Origin of the sequence: Deinococcus radiodurans R1 = ATCC 13939 = DSM 20539 (genome assembly GCF_000008565.1) — a bacterium.
In the GTDB taxonomy this organism is placed as follows: Bacteria; Deinococcota; Deinococci; order Deinococcales; family Deinococcaceae; genus Deinococcus; species Deinococcus radiodurans.
The window spans coordinates 732943-747873 of sequence record NC_001263.1; the positions used below are offsets into that span (position 1 = coordinate 732943).

Genomic DNA, 14931 nt, shown 5'->3' on the forward strand with positions numbered 1-14931 from the left:
CGCCTACAGTACGGGGGTTTCCGGGGATGGGTTCCCGGCCTCGGCGGCCCCGCGCAGTTCGCGCACCCGGTCACCGAGCGCCTGCCAGGGCTCCAGCCGGAAGTGGTTGTGGCCCAGCGGACTCGTCGAGGGCAGCACCCACAGCTCGGTTTCCGCCGGCCAGTCGAGCGGCTGCGGCTGCGGGCCGTAGGGCAGCTTGCCGGTGGGCACGCCGAGCGTCTCGGAGGCGCCGCGCTTGCTGGTAAACGCCACGATGCGCGGGCGGTAATGCTCCACTTTGCGGCGCAGTTCGTCGGGGCGCCACGCCTCGCCGGGGAGTGCGGCGTCCACCCCGCTGTGGCGCTTGGCGACATCGGTCAGGCCGAGGCCGTACTGCGGCAGCGTCGCGTACTCCTGCGGTACGAGTTGCCGGGGCGTGAGGCCCACCGCATGCAGCGTGCGCCAGAACTTGTTTTCTGGGTTGGCGTAGTACGCCCGCGCCCGCGCACTGATGCCGCTCGGGGCGGTGCCGACGAGCACCAGCGTCAGCCCCGGTTGCAGCACGTCGGGCACGAGGTATTCACCGCTGCCAGTCAGGTCGGGCACGTCATGCGGCGCAGTCATTGTCCCTCAATCATCGTCATAGCGCTGCTCTTGAAAAGGGTCGCCGCGCATGTGGTAGCCGTTTTTCTCCCAGAAGCCGGGCGCGTCGGCGGCCATGAACTCCAGTTCGGTGAGCCACTTGGCCGACTTCCAGAAATACAGGTGCGGCACGACCAGCCGCAGCGGGCCACCGTGCTCGGCGGCGAGCGGCTGCCCGTCGAAGGTGTGCGCCAGCAGGTTCTCGGGCCGGGCGAAGTCTTCAAGGGACAGGTTGGTCGTGTAACCGCCCACACTGCGCTGCATGACGTGGGTGGCGCGCGGGTCCACGTCGAGCACCGCCAGCAGGTCGGTCACCCGCACGCCGGTCCAGGTCGTGTCGAGCTTGCTCCAGTGGGTCACGCAGTGGATGTCGTAGGTCAAGGTGGTCTGCGGCAGCGCCAGCAGGTCGGCCCAGCCGAAGGTGCGCGCCCCCGCCAGCCCGCTGATGCGGAGCTGCACGTCCTGCGGCGCGTAGTGCTGCGCCGGGCCGTAGGTCAGCACCGGAAAACGGGTGGTCAGCGTTTGACCGGGTGGAATGCGCCCGCCCATGTCGTCCGCCGGTTTCTTGAAAAACTTGCCGAGCATCCCTCCACTAAACCGCCCACAAGCGGCGGCGGGATGAAGCGGGGGCAGGGGAGAGGGTTAATCCGGCGGCCCTGCCCCACACTGCCTGGGTAAAGCTCATACGGGTCTGAACTCTCCTTCGCGCCGTCCAGACCCGTATTTTCTCTGACTCACTCCGTTTGGAAAAAGAGCTCGCATAAGCAAACTCTTTTTCAGAGTGGGATCAGCCCTGCGCCAGCACGTACTCCACCAGCGTGCCCACGCCCCAGCCGGTCGCCACGCTGTCTTTTTCGGCGTTGCCGGCGATGTCGAGGTGTGCCCAGGGCCGGGTGACGAACTCCTGCAAAAAGAGCGCGGCCTTGATGCTCGCTCCGGCGGGCTGCATGTCGCTGTTTTTCAGGTCGGCCAGGGTGTTTTTCTGGTAGCCGCGCAGGTAAGGGCGGTGCAGCGGCAGCTCCCAGACCATTTCCCCGGCGCTTTCGGCGGCCTGCTCCAGCCCGGCGGCGAGGGCGCGGTCATTGCAAAACAGCGCGGCCATGTCGTTGCCGAGCGCCGAGACCTTCACGCCGGTCAGCGTGGCGAGGTCGATCACCTCGGTCGCGCCCTCGTCGCAGGCCACCGTCAGCGCGTCGCCCAGCACGAGGCGGCCCTCGGCGTCGGTGTTGGTGACTTCCACCGTCTTGCCGTTGGCGGCGCGGTAGATGTCGCCGGGGCGCATGGCGCGGGGGCCGACCATGTTCTCGGCGGCGGCGACGTAGGCGCGGACCTCCACGCCCTCCGGCACCTGCTCCCGCAGCTCGGCGAGGGCCGCCATTGCCCCCAGCACCGCCGCCGCGCCGCCCATGTCGTTTTTCATGCCGTACATGCCCGCCGAGGTCTTGAGCGAGTAGCCGCCGGTGTCGAAAGTGATGCCCTTGCCGACGAGCGCGATGACCCGGCGTTTTTCGCCCCGCGCCGGGAGGGTGAGCCGAATCAGGCGCGGCCCCAGGTCGCTGCCCGCCGCCACCGCCAGCAACAGGCCCATGCCGCGCGCCTGGATGTCCGACTCGTCCCAGATTTCGACTTGCAGGTGCTCGCTCGCCAGCCCCCGCGCCTCGCGTGCCAGGGTGGCGGGGTTGAGCACGTTGGCAGGCGCACTCGTCAGCTCGCGGGCGAAGGTCACGCCGCGCAACAGGCCCTCGGTGCGCTGCTGCTCCTCGGCGCTCAGGCCGCTGACGTGCAGTTGCATCTCTCCGGTTGACTCGGTCTCCTCGTCCTGCGCCGCCTGCCCCTTGTAACGGCGGTCCTGCCAGCCAGCCACGGCGGCGGCGCTCGCCAGCGCGGCGGGAAACTCGCAGGCCTCCACGCGCAGCACTTCGCGCTCAGTTTGCGGGCCAGCTCTGCCAGCGCCCGGCCTACTTCGCGGGCGTCGGCGGCATTGGTGGGGGCAAGGGCCAGCGCTTCGTCGCTTTCCTCGCCGCGCGTGCTCAGGCGAACTTCGCCGGGCTTGAGGCCACGTCCCAGACGGCCCGCCGCGTCCGTGCTGGCGGCGAAATGCAGGGTGAGGTCGGGCGACTGCGGCTGGGTTGTGAGTTGCATGGGCCGAGTAAAGCACGGAGACCGCAGGCTGAGAACGGGGAACATAATGAAACGAGCCGGAACCGGGACACACTGCGGCCCCCATCTCAGGCACTACAATCCGCCCCCGTGGAACGCATCATGTTCAGGGCCAAGATTCACCGCGCGACCGTAACCCAGGCAGATCTGGATTACGTGGGCAGCGTGACCATCGATCAGGATTTGCTCGACGCTGCCGATATCCTGGTCAACGAAAAGGTGGACATCTGGAACATCACCAACGGCAACCGCCTGCACACTTATGCCCTGAGCGGCCCGCGCGGCAGCGGCGTGATCGGCATCAACGGCGCGGCGGCCCACCTGATGCGCCCCGGCGACATGGTGATCATCGCGGCGTTCGGCAACTTCTCCGAGGAAGAGGCACGGACGCTGGAACCGAAGGTGGTTTTGGTGGACGCTAAGAACCGTCTGCTGGAGCTGCAACCCGTCTAAGCGTTCGGAATCGCTCTGGCGGCCTGCCTCAGTTTTGCTGCCGATACTGACAAATCATCGGTAAAAATGCCGCCGCAGTGGGGGCGTCAAGCGTAGTCACCGCTGCTTAGGTCTCCGCCTTCGGATGCTAGACTCTCAGTCGTGTTTTCGCCTCGCCCCTTGCTGTTTTTACTGCTGCTGTTGGCCCTCGTGGCTGTCGGATACGCGGTAGCGCACGACCAGCAGGGGCTGATGAGCGGGGCGGCGCTGCTGATTGCCGTGGTGTCGCTCAGTTTCCGGGGAATCTGGCGCTGGGCGGCGCTTCTGGTGTATCCGCTGGCGTTCCTGGCGTCGCTGGCGCTTCCCGGCAAAGAGCCCCCCACCGTCGAGATGCTGGTGGGGGGGCTGCTCACTATCGTGGCGCTGGCGTGGCTGCTGCTGCGTGACCAGAGTCAGCAGCAGGAGCTGGAATGGCGGCGCAAGGTCGTGGACGCCCTGCGCACCGGCTCCGAGCGCCTCAACGAGGCCCGCAACGACGAGGCCATCATTCGCGCCGGGCTGAATATTCTGGTGAAGTTGCAGGTGGCGCCCAACCTCGCGTTCGTGGCCTACCGTCAGGGCACGCCGTATGTGATGGCCGCGCAGGGAGCGTTCAACACGTTCCTGAACAAGCCGGTCTACCCCAGCGACAATGACAGCCGCTCGGTGCAGGCCGATCACTGGGTCGCCGAGGAAGTGCTCGCCCTGCTCAGCCGCGCCGAGCGCCAGAGTTACCTCGTGGCCGAGGTGTATGGCCGTGATTCTACTCATCTGGGCCTGCTAATCCTGGCCCGGCCCACGCCGCAGCCTTTTTCCGCCGAGGAGCGCGGTGTGGTGCAGTCGTTTGCCCGGCTGCTCGGCGCGCAGCTTGGCCAGGAGCGCGCCAACCGCAACCTGCGCGAAGCCAACGACCTCACCCTGCGTTCGCTGGGCGCGGCCCTGGAACGCCGCGACGACGAAACCGGCGGGCACACCGCACGGGTGGTCGGCCTCGCCACCCGGCTGGCCCAGCGCCTCGGCTGGGACGAGGAGCAGGTGCGGGCACTGCGCTGGGGCGCTTACCTCCACGACCTCGGCAAAATCGCTATTCCCGACCGGATTCTGCACAAGAATGGGGCGCTCGACGACCAGGAAAAACAGGTCATCCGTTCGCACACCACGGTCGGCTACGAGATGCTGCAAGACCTCCACTTTCTGCCCGCCGAGACGCTCGACCTGGTGCGTTACCACCACGAGCGCTGGGACGGCACCGGCTACCCTTCGGGCCTGCGCGGCGACAATATTCCCGACGCGGCGCGCATTTTCAGCATCGTGGACGTGTACGACGCCCTAACCAGCGAGCGGCCCTACAAGTCCGCCTGGAGCCCCGAGCGCGCCTTGCAGGAGATTCGCGCCGGGGCCGGAGCCCATTTCGACCCGCAGTATGTGGAGGCGTTCCTCTACCTGATGGCCGAGCAGGACGACGCCCGGCTGGTGCACTGAGGCGTCAGGTTTTGGCCGGCGCTTCGCCCTCCATCTGCCCCAACAGCGCGTTCAGGCCGATGTCCAGCCCACCCTGCGGTCCGCTCGCGCCGAACATCCCACTGCGTTCGAGTTCCGCGTAGCCATGCAAAAAGGTCCACAGGGCCACCGCATTCGGGGTGTCGTCGGGGTTGCCGCTGAGTGAGCCGACCAGGGCAAGCAGCGTGTTCCAGAGGTGCTTGCCGGCGCTCGCTGCCAACTGCTCGGGGGTCAGTTCGGGCGGTGTGGTGAGCAGCAAGGCGTAGAGGTGCGGGTGCTGTCGGGCATAAGCGAGGTAAGCCCGCGCCGCCGCGTCGAGCGCCGGGCGGGCGGGCTGCCCAGCGGCAGCATCTTGGAGGGCCTGTTGCAGCCCCCGCGCTGCCTGCTCCCCGATGGCCCACAGCAGGGCCTCCCGGTGGGCGAAATGCCGGTAAAGGCTGCTGGGGCGCACCTCCAGCCGCTCGGCGAGGGTCCGCATCGTCAGCGCTTCGGCCCCCTGCTCCTCCACGAGCTGTTGGGCGGCGTCCAGCACGCTTTCACGCGACAGTTTGGCGGGATAGGGCATCGAGCGAACAGTGTACGTCTTGACGGCCTGTGCTTGAAAACGTACAGTGTTCACCATGAAAACGAACATTGTATTTCTTGGGATGGGCTTGCTCGGTTTAATGGCCTGGGCCGCCGGGCAGCGGCACGACGTGGAGGCCGCAACCGTAGTGAATGCTTCACCCGAACGCGTATGGGAAGTCCTCACCGATACGGCGGCCTATGCCGAGTGGAACCCGGTCATCGTGCGCTTGAGCGGCGAGTTGCGTCCGGGGGCGACCATCGAATTCGTGAACCGGGGGCCGGGCGGGAGATGACCTTCCGGCCCCGCGTGCTGACGGCGCAACCGGGGCGCGAACTGCGCTGGCTGGGTCAGGTCGGGGTGCCCCGGCTGTTCGACGGCGAGCATTATTTCCAGCTCACAGCGCTGCCAGGGGGCCAAACCCGCCTGCAACACGGCGAGCACTTCCGGGGCGTGCTGGTGCCCTTCGTGCGTGGCTGGCTGCGGCGGAACATCGAACCCGACTACGCGCAGGTGAACGCGGCGCTTGGCGCCCGCGCCGAGCGGCTGCCGCGCCCTTGACCGCGCTGCCCTTTTCCCCCACACTGGCTTGCAAATCCAAAGGCAACGCTTGCCCCCTCCGGCACGACCTCCCAGCGCGACTTTGCGCGGCAGGCCGTGCCGGAGCTTCGTTTTGCCCCCTCATCCAAGGAGTTCTTATGTACCCCACCGCCACCCTGAGTGCCCAGCACGACCACACCCCCGGTTACACCGAACGCCTCGGTGCGCTCCTCGGCGGGCACGTCCGCGTGCGGCTGCGGACCACCCTGCCGGTCCTGGGCGTGCGGCTCAAAGTCGTGCAGATCGGTGAAATCGAGACTCTTCCCGCCCGCGAGGTGACGGGCTTGCAGGGCGAAGGCCGCTGGTTCGAGGCCGACCTGCCGCTGCACGAGGCCCGCGTGCGCTACGCCTGGCACCTCGACCTGCCTGGCGACCACCTCAACCTGACCCGGCTGGGGCTGCACCACGCGCGCCGGGGCTTTCGCTCGTGGTTTCAGTACCTCGCGGGCTATCAGGCGCCCGAGTGGGCCTGGAAGTCGGTCTTTTATCAGATTTTCCCCGACCGCTTTCGCAACGGTGATTCCACGAACGACGTGCAGACCGGCGAATACTTGTACGAAGGCCGCCCGGTGGAAAAGGTGGAGTGGACGCACCCGGTTGACGCCTGGGGCGATATTCACGGGCACTACGGCGGCGACCTCGCGGGCATCACGCAGGCGGTGCCGTATTTGCAGGCGCTCGGCGTGACCGGGCTGTGGCTCACGCCGATTTTCACCTCGCCGAGCAACCACCGCTACGACATCACCGATTACCGCGCCATTGACCCCCACCTCGGCGGGGACGCCGCGTGGGACGCGCTGGTGCAGGCGACGGACGCGGCGGGCATCCGCATCGTCCTTGACGGGGTGTTCAACCATATGGGCAACGAAAACGCGCTGTTTCAGGCCGCGCTCGCTGCCGAGGACGCCCCCGAGCGGGCCATGTTCACCTGGCGCGATACGCCGGGCAAGCCGCCCTACCACTCCTTTTTCGACGTGGCGACGCTGCCCAAAATCGACTACGCCAACGAGCGGGCGGTGGAGGAGTTTTTCAGCGGCGAGCGCAGTGTGGTCCGGCACTGGCTGCGGCGCGGCGCGGCGGGCTGGCGGCTGGACGTGGCGCACATGCTCGGCAAGGGCGGCACCGAGGAAGACAATCTGGCGCTGCACCGCGTGCTCAAGGCGGCGGCGCGGCAGGAAAAGGCCGACGCCTACGTGTTCGGCGAGCGCTTCTACGACCCCGAACTCGCGCTCGACGGGCAGGGCGAAGACGGCGCGATGAACTACCACGGTTTTGGCCTCCCGGTGATGCAGTGGCTGGCGGGCGCGACCTATTTCAACGAACCGAGCCGCCTGGACGGCACTGAACTCGCCGAAATTCTCTGGGATGCGTACCACGCGCTGCCACCGCAGGCCGCGCTGAACATGTTCAACCTGCTCGAATCGCACGACATCGGGCGGGCGCTGTGGCGGCTGGGGGGCGACCGCACCAAGTACCGCGCCGCACTCACGCTGCTGCTCGCCTACGCGGGCGTGCCGTGCCTGTACTACGGGAGCGAAATCGGCCTCTCGCAGTCGCGCGACGGCAACATGCCGTGGTGCCGCGAGCCGATGCCCTGGGACGAGGCGAGGTGGGACATGGAGCTGCTCGCCCATGTCAAAGCTCTGGTGAAGGTTCGCCGCGAGACGCCCGTGTTGCACACCGGGGCCCTTCAGTTCATCCACGCCGAGCCGGACGCCCTCGCCTTCCTGCGCGAAGTGACCGGGCCGGACGGCGCGGCGGAGCGGGTGGTCGCCCTCGCCAGCCGCCGGGCCGGGGCACATCCGGTGACCTTCACCCTCCCGGCGGGCGAGTGGCAAGACGCCCTGAGCGGCGAGCGGCTCGGCGGGGGAGAGGTCACGCTGGACGCGGCGGGCGGGCAGTTGCTGCTCAGTTTGCCTCTCAGTCGCTGAGGTCTCCCGTCAGTTCGGCAGGCACCTCGCCGAGCTCCTGAAGGGCCACCTGCCGGGCGCGGTGCAGCCGCTGCCGGGCGTGGTCGGGACCGTGCGCGGCGGCCTCGGCCTGCACGCTCAGGGCGAGGAGGGCCGGGCTGAGCGGGTCGAGGGCGAGCAGCTTCTCGCTCAGCCGCAGGGCGCTCTCCGCCTCCCCGCGCCGCAGCAGATCGTGCGCGCCGGTCATGCCTGCCTGCACCACCTCGTCGCTGAGCTGCTGCCGGAAGGACGCGGCCCACTCGCTGTCGGCCTGCGGCAGGAAAGGATCGAAGGAGAGGCCGAGGAGTCCCCCGGCATCCACGTCCTCACCCTGCAAGTGCGCCCGCACCTCCGCCACGTCCCACACCAGCGGGGCCGCCGTTTCGAGGCGGTAGAGCCGGGTGCCTTTGTGGTACGTGATCTGGACTTCGGGCACCCGCGCGGCGAGGTCGCTGCGAAGCTGGTGAAAGTAGTTCTGAGCACGGGCAGCGGGCACCTCGGGGAAGAGGTCAAGCAGCAGTTCCGGCAAGCGGGCTGGACCGTTCAGCAGCAAGTAGGCGAGGATTTCCGGCGTACGGGTCATCCGCAGCCGCACCGCCTCGCCATTGCGTACCAGCTCGCCGCGCCCCAGGGTGCTCAGCCGCAGCGCCGGCCCCGGCGTTTCGCTGAGCAGCAGTTGCCGCGCTTCGTCGCCGGGGGGCCGCGCCTGCAAAGCCGTCACCGCTCCGCTCAGCAGGGGGCCGTACTGCTCGGCCCGCAACTGCCGGCGCCGCAGCGACAGGGGCAGCGCCGCCGCGAGTTCAGCCGCTCGCCCGAGGTGGGCGTCCGTTGCTTGCGGCTCGTAGGCGGCCAGCGCCAACCGGGTCAGCACCGCGCCCTGCCCGGCCCCCGCCGCTTCCTGCTGCTCGGCCACCCGCCGCAGCAAGGGGAGGCCGCCCGGCGCTCCGGCCCGCGCGAGGGCCAGCCCTTCGAGCGAATCGAGAAACTGCTCGTCGTAGGGGGTGAGCGTCAGGTGCCGCGCCCGCGCCAGCGTGGCCCCGAACTGCGGGCTGCCGAGCAACAGTTGCACACTGAGCAGTTGCCGCAAAATGACCACTTCGCTGCGCGGGTGCGGCCAGGTCGCGGCGCTCAGGTCTTCGAGCAGGGCGAGCGCCCCGGCCACGTCGCCCCGCACGCTGAGGTCGTTGGCTTCCAGCAACTGCGCGTTCCAGGCGTAGAGCGGCGACTCGATGGCCTGCCACTGCTGCCGAGCTTCTTCAGGGCGGCCCACGTCGAGCAGCGCCTCGGCGGTGGTCAGCCGCACGGCGTCGAGCTGGTGCGGCAGGGCCTGTTCCTGCGCGAATTCGAGGTACGGCAGCGCGGCGGCGGGCTCGTCGTAGTAGGTCCACAGAAAACCGAGGTACTGCGCCACCGCCACCTGAATCGCGGGGGCGGCCAGGGCGCAGGCGTCCCAGGCGCGCAGCGCGGCGTTCATCACGGCCTCGCGGCTCTCCCCGCGCACCGTCAGCAAACGCGCCCGCTCGCGCCAGTACATCGCTTCTTCCTCGGGGCCGCTCAGTTCGGGCTCGGCGGCGTCGAGCAGCGCCTGCGCCCGGTCGAGGGCGCCTTGCTCGAGTTCAAGCACCGTCAGGAAGATGCGTGCCTGCACGCCGCCCTGCGCGGAGGCGCGGCGCAGCAGCAGCTCGGCCTGAGGCCGTTGACCCAGAATGAGCAGGGCGTAGCCGCCCCAGGTCAGGTCCGCCGTTTGCGGCTCCGTCAGGCTCGCCAGCACTTCGGCAGCCTCGGCGATGTGCCCCGAGAGCACCAGGGCGCGAAGGTCGGACATGGCGGGCAGTCTACCGGCCTGGGCGCGGCGCCGGGCGGGGGCTGCTCAGTCTTTGGAAACAGCCGCTTTCCTAGACTGTGGAGTGCCGGAGCCTTTTTCAGGGCAGTGGAGCCCCCGGGCAGAACCGGCTGCCCTGCCCCTCCGCTGCCGCGCCGAGCTGAACAGGGCCGCCGACTGGAACCCCCCACCCCGGTGGGCCTCACCCCGCCCGGCAAGGGAGGTTTCCCCCAGCGCACCGACGCCCCCGGAACCTGCAAGCTGGCGCCAGGAGATGAGCTGCTGGCGCCTGGTTTTCCCTCTCACTGAACCGGCGCGGCGGGGCTTCTGAGCCGCCGCGCCAAGCAGAAAGGACCCTTCCATGCTGAAAAAGATTCTGACGCTCGGTCTGCTGTGCAGTGCCCCGGCCCTCGCCCAGAGTGTGCGCCTGCCCGACGTGGATTGCAGCCGCACGCCCCAGAACGCCCGCTGCACCTTTCGCGGAGGCGCCAACGCTGGCGGCTCGGTGGGCGAGGGCTGGCCGTTTTTGACCGGCGGCCTCGGTGAGTCGGTGGGCAGCGGGTTTGTCAATGCCCAGGAAAACGCCCTTTACGTGCCCTCGGAAGTGGGGGTGCAGAAGGACCGCCTCGGCGGCGTGGTGCGCGTGGACCTGGCGACGGGCAACCGCACACTGGTGAGCGGCGCGCTCGACGCCACCGTCAGCCGGGGCAGCGGCGTGGCCTGGAACGGTCCGCGCGGCGAGAAGGCCACCCTGTACGAACTCGGGCGGGTGCGGGCCGTGCGCCCCGGCCCCGGCGGCACCATCTACGCGCTGGTGGACAAGGGCAGCACCGAGCGCACCGAGGTCTTGCAGATCGACCCCAAGACCGGCAACCGCAACATCGTGTGGGCCAACAAGGTGGCCGACGACGGTTACGACCCCGTCGCCGAGCCGCGCTCCATCAAGGCGCTCGAACTGAAACAGGGGATCAACGAGGCGACCCTCTGCGAGCGCTTCAAGCCCAGTTGGTCGTTCGAGACTGACGGCAAGAACCTGTATTTCTTCTTCGAGAAAGAAGGCCTGGCGCGCGTGCAGCCCGGCGGCAAGTGCGAGTGGGTCAGCCGCTACACCGCCAGCGGCGACAGCGTAACCGGCTCGGGGCCGTCGTTCGGGACTTTCATGGGCTACTGGACGGTCATGCAGGGCCAGAACGTCGCCGTGGTCGGCGGGCCGAGCATCGACGCGCTGGTGTCGTTCGACACCCGGACCGGCGAGCGGCGCTTCATCAGCCGCCACGACAACGTGCCCGCCAAGCGCATCGGCAAGAACGACGTGTTCGTGGGCTACAGCGGCGCCCCGGCCTTCAACGGCAAGGTCTTTGCGACCACCGGCTACGTCGGCTTCGAGAGCCCCTTCCTGACCATCATCGACCCCAAGACCGGCGACCGCACCGCCATCGAAGACTGGAAGGGCAGCCTCAGCGGCTCGGCGGGCGGGCGCAGCAGCGAGATGCAGGTGGTGGCTGCGCTGCCGGGCCGCGACGAGTTCATCCTGTACTACAACGGCGCCCTGCACGTCGCCAACCCCAAGACCGGCAACAGCTACGTGCTGAGCCAGTAACTCTGGCGGGGGCCAGGGCCGAGTCTCCCAACGCGGAGACGCGGCTCTGGTTTTTGTGTGCCGGGTGTCCCTTCGCCGCTGAGGGCACATTGTGGCTGCGGGACGTTAAACTGCCTCAAATGGCAAACGCAGACAAGGCGGCGCTGTACCGGCAGTGGGTCGAACTTCTGGGCTGGCTGGGCGACGAGGCACGCTCACGCGGCCTGAGCATCGACAAGGTGGCCGACTTTCCCGACTACATCTACCGCATGGAGCGCCCCTACGACCTGCCGACCACCGTCATGAGTGTGAATGTCAGCCAGGATGGGCAGGCCCTGCTGGTGGCCGCCGTCAGCCCGCGCCACGTGGACCTCGGCGGCATCAGCCTGCGCCTGATGGGCGGCTCCAAGCACTGGCACCTGCACGCGGGCGCGGGTGGCCTGCTCGAAGGCAAACGCCCGTTTACCCGCGAGCGCCTGAGCGTGCTGCTCGACGGCGTAATGCGCGGCAACGGCACTGTGGCGGTGTAACCACAGCAGAGCGAAGTGGGCGGAAAGTCAGTCTCTCCGCCCGCTTTTTCTACTTTGCCTTCATTTCCCACTGCTCAGTGCCGCCACTTCCTCCCGCGTCGGCGCGTACGCCCCGGCATGAGCGCAGGTCACGGAGGCGGCCCCCAGCCCGAAGCGCAGGTGCTCAGTCCACAGGGCGTCGGGGCGCTCGGTGGCGCTCACCAATAGTCCGGCACACAGACTGTCGCCCGCGCCCACCGTGTCGGCAACCTCCACCGGCACCGTGGGCAGGTCCACCCGCCCGGCGCTGTGGTACAGGCTCGCCCCCGCCGCCCCGCGCGTGACCACAATGGGGCAGCGCGGATTGAGCCCGCGCAATTCCTGCAACGCCTGCGCCTCGCTCGCGCCGGGGAAGAAAAAGGCGAGGTCCTCATCACTGAACTTGAGGAGGTCGGCCCGCTTGGTCACGGCGGCGAACACAGCCGGGTAGTCGGGGTGACGGTGGGCAATGCGGGCGTTGGGGTCGAAACTGATGCGGACGCCTGCCGCCCGCGCCGCCTCGATGACCCCGAGCAGCGTGTCGGCGAGCGGCCAGCGGGCGAGGCTGATGCCGCCTACGTGCAGCCAGCGGGCGGCGCCGAGCCAGCCGCCGGGGAGCCGGGTGGGGTCGAAGTGCAGGTCGGCGCTGTTTTCACCCAGAAAGCGGTACTGCGGGGGCCGGGTGCTGTACACCACCGCCATCAGAGTGGGGGCGGGTACGCGCTGCAAAAAGCGGGGGTCGAGGCCCGCTTCCAGCGACTCGCGGTGCAGGTCGTCTCCGAAGTTGTCCTGCCCCACCGCGCCCGCGAAGGCGCTCGGCACTCCCAGGCGGGCGCAGGCGCGGGCCACGTTCCAGCCCGCGCCGCCGGGGTGGGCGTGCCAGGTGTTGCCCCCGGCGGTCACGAGGTCGGTCAGCGCTTCGCCCGCGCTCACGATCAGGGGCAGAGAGGTCATCCGCGCAGGATACGGGCGCCCCGGCCCCAGGCGGTAGACCCCCGGCCTACCTGCCGGCGTGGGGGCCAGGGGAGGGGAGAGGCGCTCAGCTCGTGGCTTTTTTCAGTTCGGCCAGCAGTTCGGCGGGGTCGCTCAGCACGTGGCTTTCGGTGCTCAGGCCCGGCGAGCCCCCAGCGCGCAGCACCACGCAGGCGACGCCGGCAGCGCGGGCGGCGCGGGCGTCGTAGGTGGTGTCGCCCACGAACAGGGCCTGCTCGGCGCTGACCCCCGCCTTGGCGAGCGCGGCCTGCAACACGTCGGGCTCGGGCTTGGTCTGCTGCACCTCGTCGGAGCGCACCCGCACCGGTACGAGGTCGCTCACGCCGATCTGCTCGAGCAGCGCGTCCACGATTTCGTCCTCGCCGCTCGATGCGAGCACCACTTTCAGCCCCTGGTCGTGCGCCCATTCGAGCAGATCACGGGCGCCGCCAATCATGGCAATGTCGGGAATCAGCGGCCCGAAATGGTCCTGCCAGCCCTGCACCAGCGCTTTGCCGAGGTCGCTCTTGTCGCTCTCGCCGGTCAGCGCGGGCACGAGCTGGTCGCCGCCCATGCCGATCAGGGGCCGCACCTCGCTTTCCTCGCGGGTGATCTGCTCATCGGCCAGGGCCTCCACCCAGGCGCGGGCGTGGGCGCCGTTGGAGTCGGCCAGGGTGCCATCGAGGTCGAGCAGCAGCGCCCGCAGGTCTTCGACGGCGGGCAGCAGGGGCGTTTGAGGGGCAAGGCGCATACCGGCGTACCTTACGCCTTGCCGTCTGGGGCCGGACTTCGGCAAACCTTGAGTGAACGGGGAAGGAGACCTGCGGCCTGCCCACACTGGGGCCATGTCAAGCGAATCGAGTTCTCCTCTGGTGGTCGTGACGGGCGCGGCGCGCGGCATCGGGCGGGCCATTGCCGAGCTGTACGTGGAGCGCGGGCACCCGGTGCTCGGCGTGGACCTCAGCCTGCCGCCTGTACTGCGGGGCCAGCGCCGCGTCAAGGCGGACATCGCCACCGCCGCTGGCCGCGCCCGCATCCTCAAGGCGGCGCGCGAACACGGCGAGGTCAGCGTGCTGGTCAACAACGCCGCCTATCAGGACGCGCACGGCAGTGTGCTGGAGGTCAGCGAACGCGGCTGGGCCCGTACCCTGAACGTCAATCTGACCGCGCCGCTGCTGCTCACGCGCGAGCTTATCGAGTTGCTTCCGTCCGGCAGCGCGGTAGTCAACGTCGCCAGCGTGCAGGGCCTCTTCGCCGAGCAGGGCAACGCCGCCTACAACGCCTCCAAGGGCGGCCTCGTTAACCTGACCCGCGCCATGTGCCTCGACCTCGCGCCGCGCGGCCTGCGGGTGAACGCGGTGGCTCCCGGCGCGATTGCCACCGAGGCCGTCTTGCAGGCGATTGCCGGGAGCGGGGACCCCGAGCAGACCCGGCGCGACTACGAAGACCTGCACGCGCTGCGCCGCCTGGGCACCCCGCGTGAGGTCGCGCAACTGGTGTATTTCCTCGGCAGCCCCGAGGCGAGCTTCCTGACCGGGGCCATTGTGCCGGTAGACGGCGGCATGACGGCCAGTTTCATGATGGCGGGGCGGCCTGTTTAAACCTCAACCCAGCCGCAGTGCGGGCAGCCAGCGGCGCTTGATCTGAGCGAGCGCCTCGCCGAACTGTTCCAGATTGAACGCCTTGACCACGTAGCCGTTCGCGCCGTGGGCGTAGGACGCCTGCTGGTCGCGCTCCTCACTGCTGGTGGTGAGCATGACGACCGGGATGTCGCGGGTTTCTTCTCCCGCCCGCAGCGCGTCGAGTATTTCGAGGCCGTTCATCTGCGGCATGTTCAGGTCGAGCAGGATCAGGTCTGGCCGCTTCTCCGGGCAGTCGCACCGCTCCAGAAAGTCGAGCGCCTCGCGGCCACTGGTCGTGACTTTGACTTTGGCGCCGCTGCCCACCTCCAGGGCGAGCAGGGTCAGTTCGACATCGTGCGGATTATCGTCAACCAGCAGGATCGAGCAGTGGTCCATGAGTGGGCCTCCAGAACCTCATTATCTAAAAGAAGAGTCAAGGTTTCGTGAACACATTGTGACATGACGGCGGGTCAAAAACGCTCTGCCGATCTGCACAACGCGTCGGCGCCGGGCGCGGGGCCG

At 68.8% G+C, this 14931-nt stretch carries 16 protein-coding genes; 8 read left to right on the forward strand and 8 right to left on the reverse strand.

The genetic code is table 11. From position 1 onward, the window contains the following. Positions 1-3: 3 nt before the first annotated feature. From DR_RS03715 to DR_RS03725, 3 genes are all read right to left on the reverse strand, one after another. Positions 4-603: a mismatch-specific DNA-glycosylase gene (locus tag DR_RS03715; RefSeq protein ID WP_010887360.1), complete on the reverse strand. Its 600-nt coding sequence runs from the start codon at positions 601-603 to the stop codon at positions 4-6. 6 nt (positions 604-609) lie between these two features. Then, positions 610-1206, reverse strand: a complete 597-nt coding sequence (locus DR_RS03720; RefSeq protein WP_010887361.1) for a sulfite oxidase-like oxidoreductase — start codon at positions 1204-1206, stop codon at positions 610-612. 202 nt (positions 1207-1408) lie between these two features. Beyond that, positions 1409-2539 carry a M17 family metallopeptidase gene (locus tag DR_RS03725; protein ID WP_234944671.1) on the reverse strand — a complete coding sequence of 377 codons (1131 nt, stop codon included), beginning with the start codon at positions 2537-2539 and terminating at the stop codon, positions 1409-1411. 332 nt (positions 2540-2871) lie between these two features. On the opposite strand from DR_RS03725, the gene panD reads away from it, so the two are divergent. Both panD and DR_RS03735 read left to right on the forward strand, forming a co-directional pair. Beyond that, entirely contained in the window at positions 2872-3234 is a 363-nt protein-coding gene (gene panD / locus DR_RS03730; RefSeq protein WP_010887363.1) for an aspartate 1-decarboxylase, read from the forward strand. Positions 3235-3375: 141 nt separating this feature from the next. After that, positions 3376-4734 carry an HD-GYP domain-containing protein gene (locus DR_RS03735; RefSeq protein WP_010887364.1) on the forward strand — a complete coding sequence of 453 codons (1359 nt, stop codon included), beginning with the start codon at positions 3376-3378 and terminating at the stop codon, positions 4732-4734. Positions 4735-4738: 4 nt separating this feature from the next. Here the strand turns inward: DR_RS03735 and DR_RS03740 are convergent, their stop codons facing one another. Further along, positions 4739-5374: a TetR/AcrR family transcriptional regulator gene (locus DR_RS03740; protein ID WP_227085999.1), complete on the reverse strand. Its 636-nt coding sequence runs from the start codon at positions 5372-5374 to the stop codon at positions 4739-4741. Here DR_RS03740 and DR_RS16455 point away from each other — a divergent pair. The 3 genes from DR_RS16455 to DR_RS03750 all read left to right on the forward strand — a co-directional run bounded on the left by DR_RS16455 (position 5373) and on the right by DR_RS03750 (position 7848). After that, positions 5373-5612 (forward strand): SRPBCC family protein, encoded by a 240-nt coding sequence (locus DR_RS16455; protein WP_197480504.1) that lies wholly within the window; start codon positions 5373-5375, stop codon positions 5610-5612. The genes DR_RS03740 and DR_RS16455 overlap by 2 nt on opposite strands. Beyond that, entirely contained in the window at positions 5609-5878 is a 270-nt protein-coding gene (locus tag DR_RS16460) for a hypothetical protein (protein ID WP_010887367.1), read from the forward strand. Before DR_RS16455 ends, DR_RS16460 begins: the two co-directional genes overlap by 4 nt. Before the next feature lie 137 nt (positions 5879-6015). Beyond that, positions 6016-7848 carry an alpha-amylase family glycosyl hydrolase gene (locus DR_RS03750; protein ID WP_034350387.1) on the forward strand — a complete coding sequence of 611 codons (1833 nt, stop codon included), beginning with the start codon at positions 6016-6018 and terminating at the stop codon, positions 7846-7848. Here DR_RS03750 and DR_RS03755 read toward each other — a convergent pair. Continuing rightward, on the reverse strand, positions 7838-9691 hold the full coding sequence (locus tag DR_RS03755) for an AfsR/SARP family transcriptional regulator (protein WP_010887369.1): 1854 nt from the start codon (positions 9689-9691) through the stop codon (positions 7838-7840). The two genes, DR_RS03750 and DR_RS03755, sit on opposite strands and share 11 nt — an antisense overlap. A 358-nt stretch (positions 9692-10049) precedes the next feature. Between DR_RS03755 and DR_RS03760 the strand changes: the two genes are divergently transcribed. Beyond that, positions 10050-11288: a hypothetical protein gene (locus DR_RS03760; RefSeq protein WP_010887371.1), complete on the forward strand. Its 1239-nt coding sequence runs from the start codon at positions 10050-10052 to the stop codon at positions 11286-11288. Positions 11289-11407: 119 nt separating this feature from the next. After that, positions 11408-11797, forward strand: a complete 390-nt coding sequence (locus DR_RS03765; RefSeq protein WP_027480001.1) for an NADH-quinone oxidoreductase subunit 15 — start codon at positions 11408-11410, stop codon at positions 11795-11797. Between the two features lie 60 nt (positions 11798-11857). On the opposite strand, the gene DR_RS03770 is transcribed toward DR_RS03765, so the two are convergent. Both DR_RS03770 and DR_RS03775 read right to left on the reverse strand, forming a co-directional pair. Next, positions 11858-12769 (reverse strand): carbohydrate kinase family protein, encoded by a 912-nt coding sequence (locus DR_RS03770; RefSeq protein ID WP_010887373.1) that lies wholly within the window; start codon positions 12767-12769, stop codon positions 11858-11860. 85 nt (positions 12770-12854) lie between these two features. Next, entirely contained in the window at positions 12855-13538 is a 684-nt protein-coding gene (locus tag DR_RS03775) for an HAD family hydrolase (RefSeq protein WP_051618825.1), read from the reverse strand. Positions 13539-13632: 94 nt separating this feature from the next. Between DR_RS03775 and DR_RS03780 the strand changes: the two genes are divergently transcribed. Further along, the gene (locus tag DR_RS03780; RefSeq protein WP_010887375.1) at positions 13633-14388 is read left to right on the forward strand and encodes an SDR family NAD(P)-dependent oxidoreductase; all 756 of its coding nucleotides are present in this window, start codon (positions 13633-13635) and stop codon (positions 14386-14388) included. A 3-nt stretch (positions 14389-14391) separates the two neighbouring features. Here DR_RS03780 and DR_RS03785 read toward each other — a convergent pair whose 3' ends face one another. Continuing rightward, complete coding sequence (locus DR_RS03785) at positions 14392-14805, reverse strand: response regulator (protein ID WP_010887376.1); 414 nt, start codon at positions 14803-14805, stop codon at positions 14392-14394. Positions 14806-14931: the final 126 nt, after the last annotated feature.

Coding starts and splice junctions, on each gene's coding strand:
- DR_RS03715 (WP_010887360.1), bottom strand. CDS start 603: ATGACTGCGCCGCATGACGTGCCCGACCTGACTGGCAGCGGTGAATAC.
- DR_RS03720 (WP_010887361.1), bottom strand. CDS start 1,206: ATGCTCGGCAAGTTTTTCAAGAAACCGGCGGACGACATGGGCGGGCGC.
- DR_RS16455 (WP_197480504.1), top strand. CDS start 5,373: ATGAAAACGAACATTGTATTTCTTGGGATGGGCTTGCTCGGTTTAATG.
- DR_RS03740 (WP_227085999.1), bottom strand. CDS start 5,374: ATGGTGAACACTGTACGTTTTCAAGCACAGGCCGTCAAGACGTACACT.
- DR_RS16460 (WP_010887367.1), top strand. CDS start 5,609: ATGACCTTCCGGCCCCGCGTGCTGACGGCGCAACCGGGGCGCGAACTG.
- DR_RS03750 (WP_034350387.1), top strand. CDS start 6,016: ATGTACCCCACCGCCACCCTGAGTGCCCAGCACGACCACACCCCCGGT.
- DR_RS03755 (WP_010887369.1), bottom strand. CDS start 9,691: ATGTCCGACCTTCGCGCCCTGGTGCTCTCGGGGCACATCGCCGAGGCT.
- DR_RS03760 (WP_010887371.1), top strand. CDS start 10,050: ATGCTGAAAAAGATTCTGACGCTCGGTCTGCTGTGCAGTGCCCCGGCC.
- DR_RS03765 (WP_027480001.1), top strand. CDS start 11,408: ATGGCAAACGCAGACAAGGCGGCGCTGTACCGGCAGTGGGTCGAACTT.
- DR_RS03770 (WP_010887373.1), bottom strand. CDS start 12,769: ATGACCTCTCTGCCCCTGATCGTGAGCGCGGGCGAAGCGCTGACCGAC.
- DR_RS03775 (WP_051618825.1), bottom strand. CDS start 13,538: ATGCGCCTTGCCCCTCAAACGCCCCTGCTGCCCGCCGTCGAAGACCTG.
- DR_RS03780 (WP_010887375.1), top strand. CDS start 13,633: ATGTCAAGCGAATCGAGTTCTCCTCTGGTGGTCGTGACGGGCGCGGCG.
- DR_RS03785 (WP_010887376.1), bottom strand. CDS start 14,805: ATGGACCACTGCTCGATCCTGCTGGTTGACGATAATCCGCACGATGTC.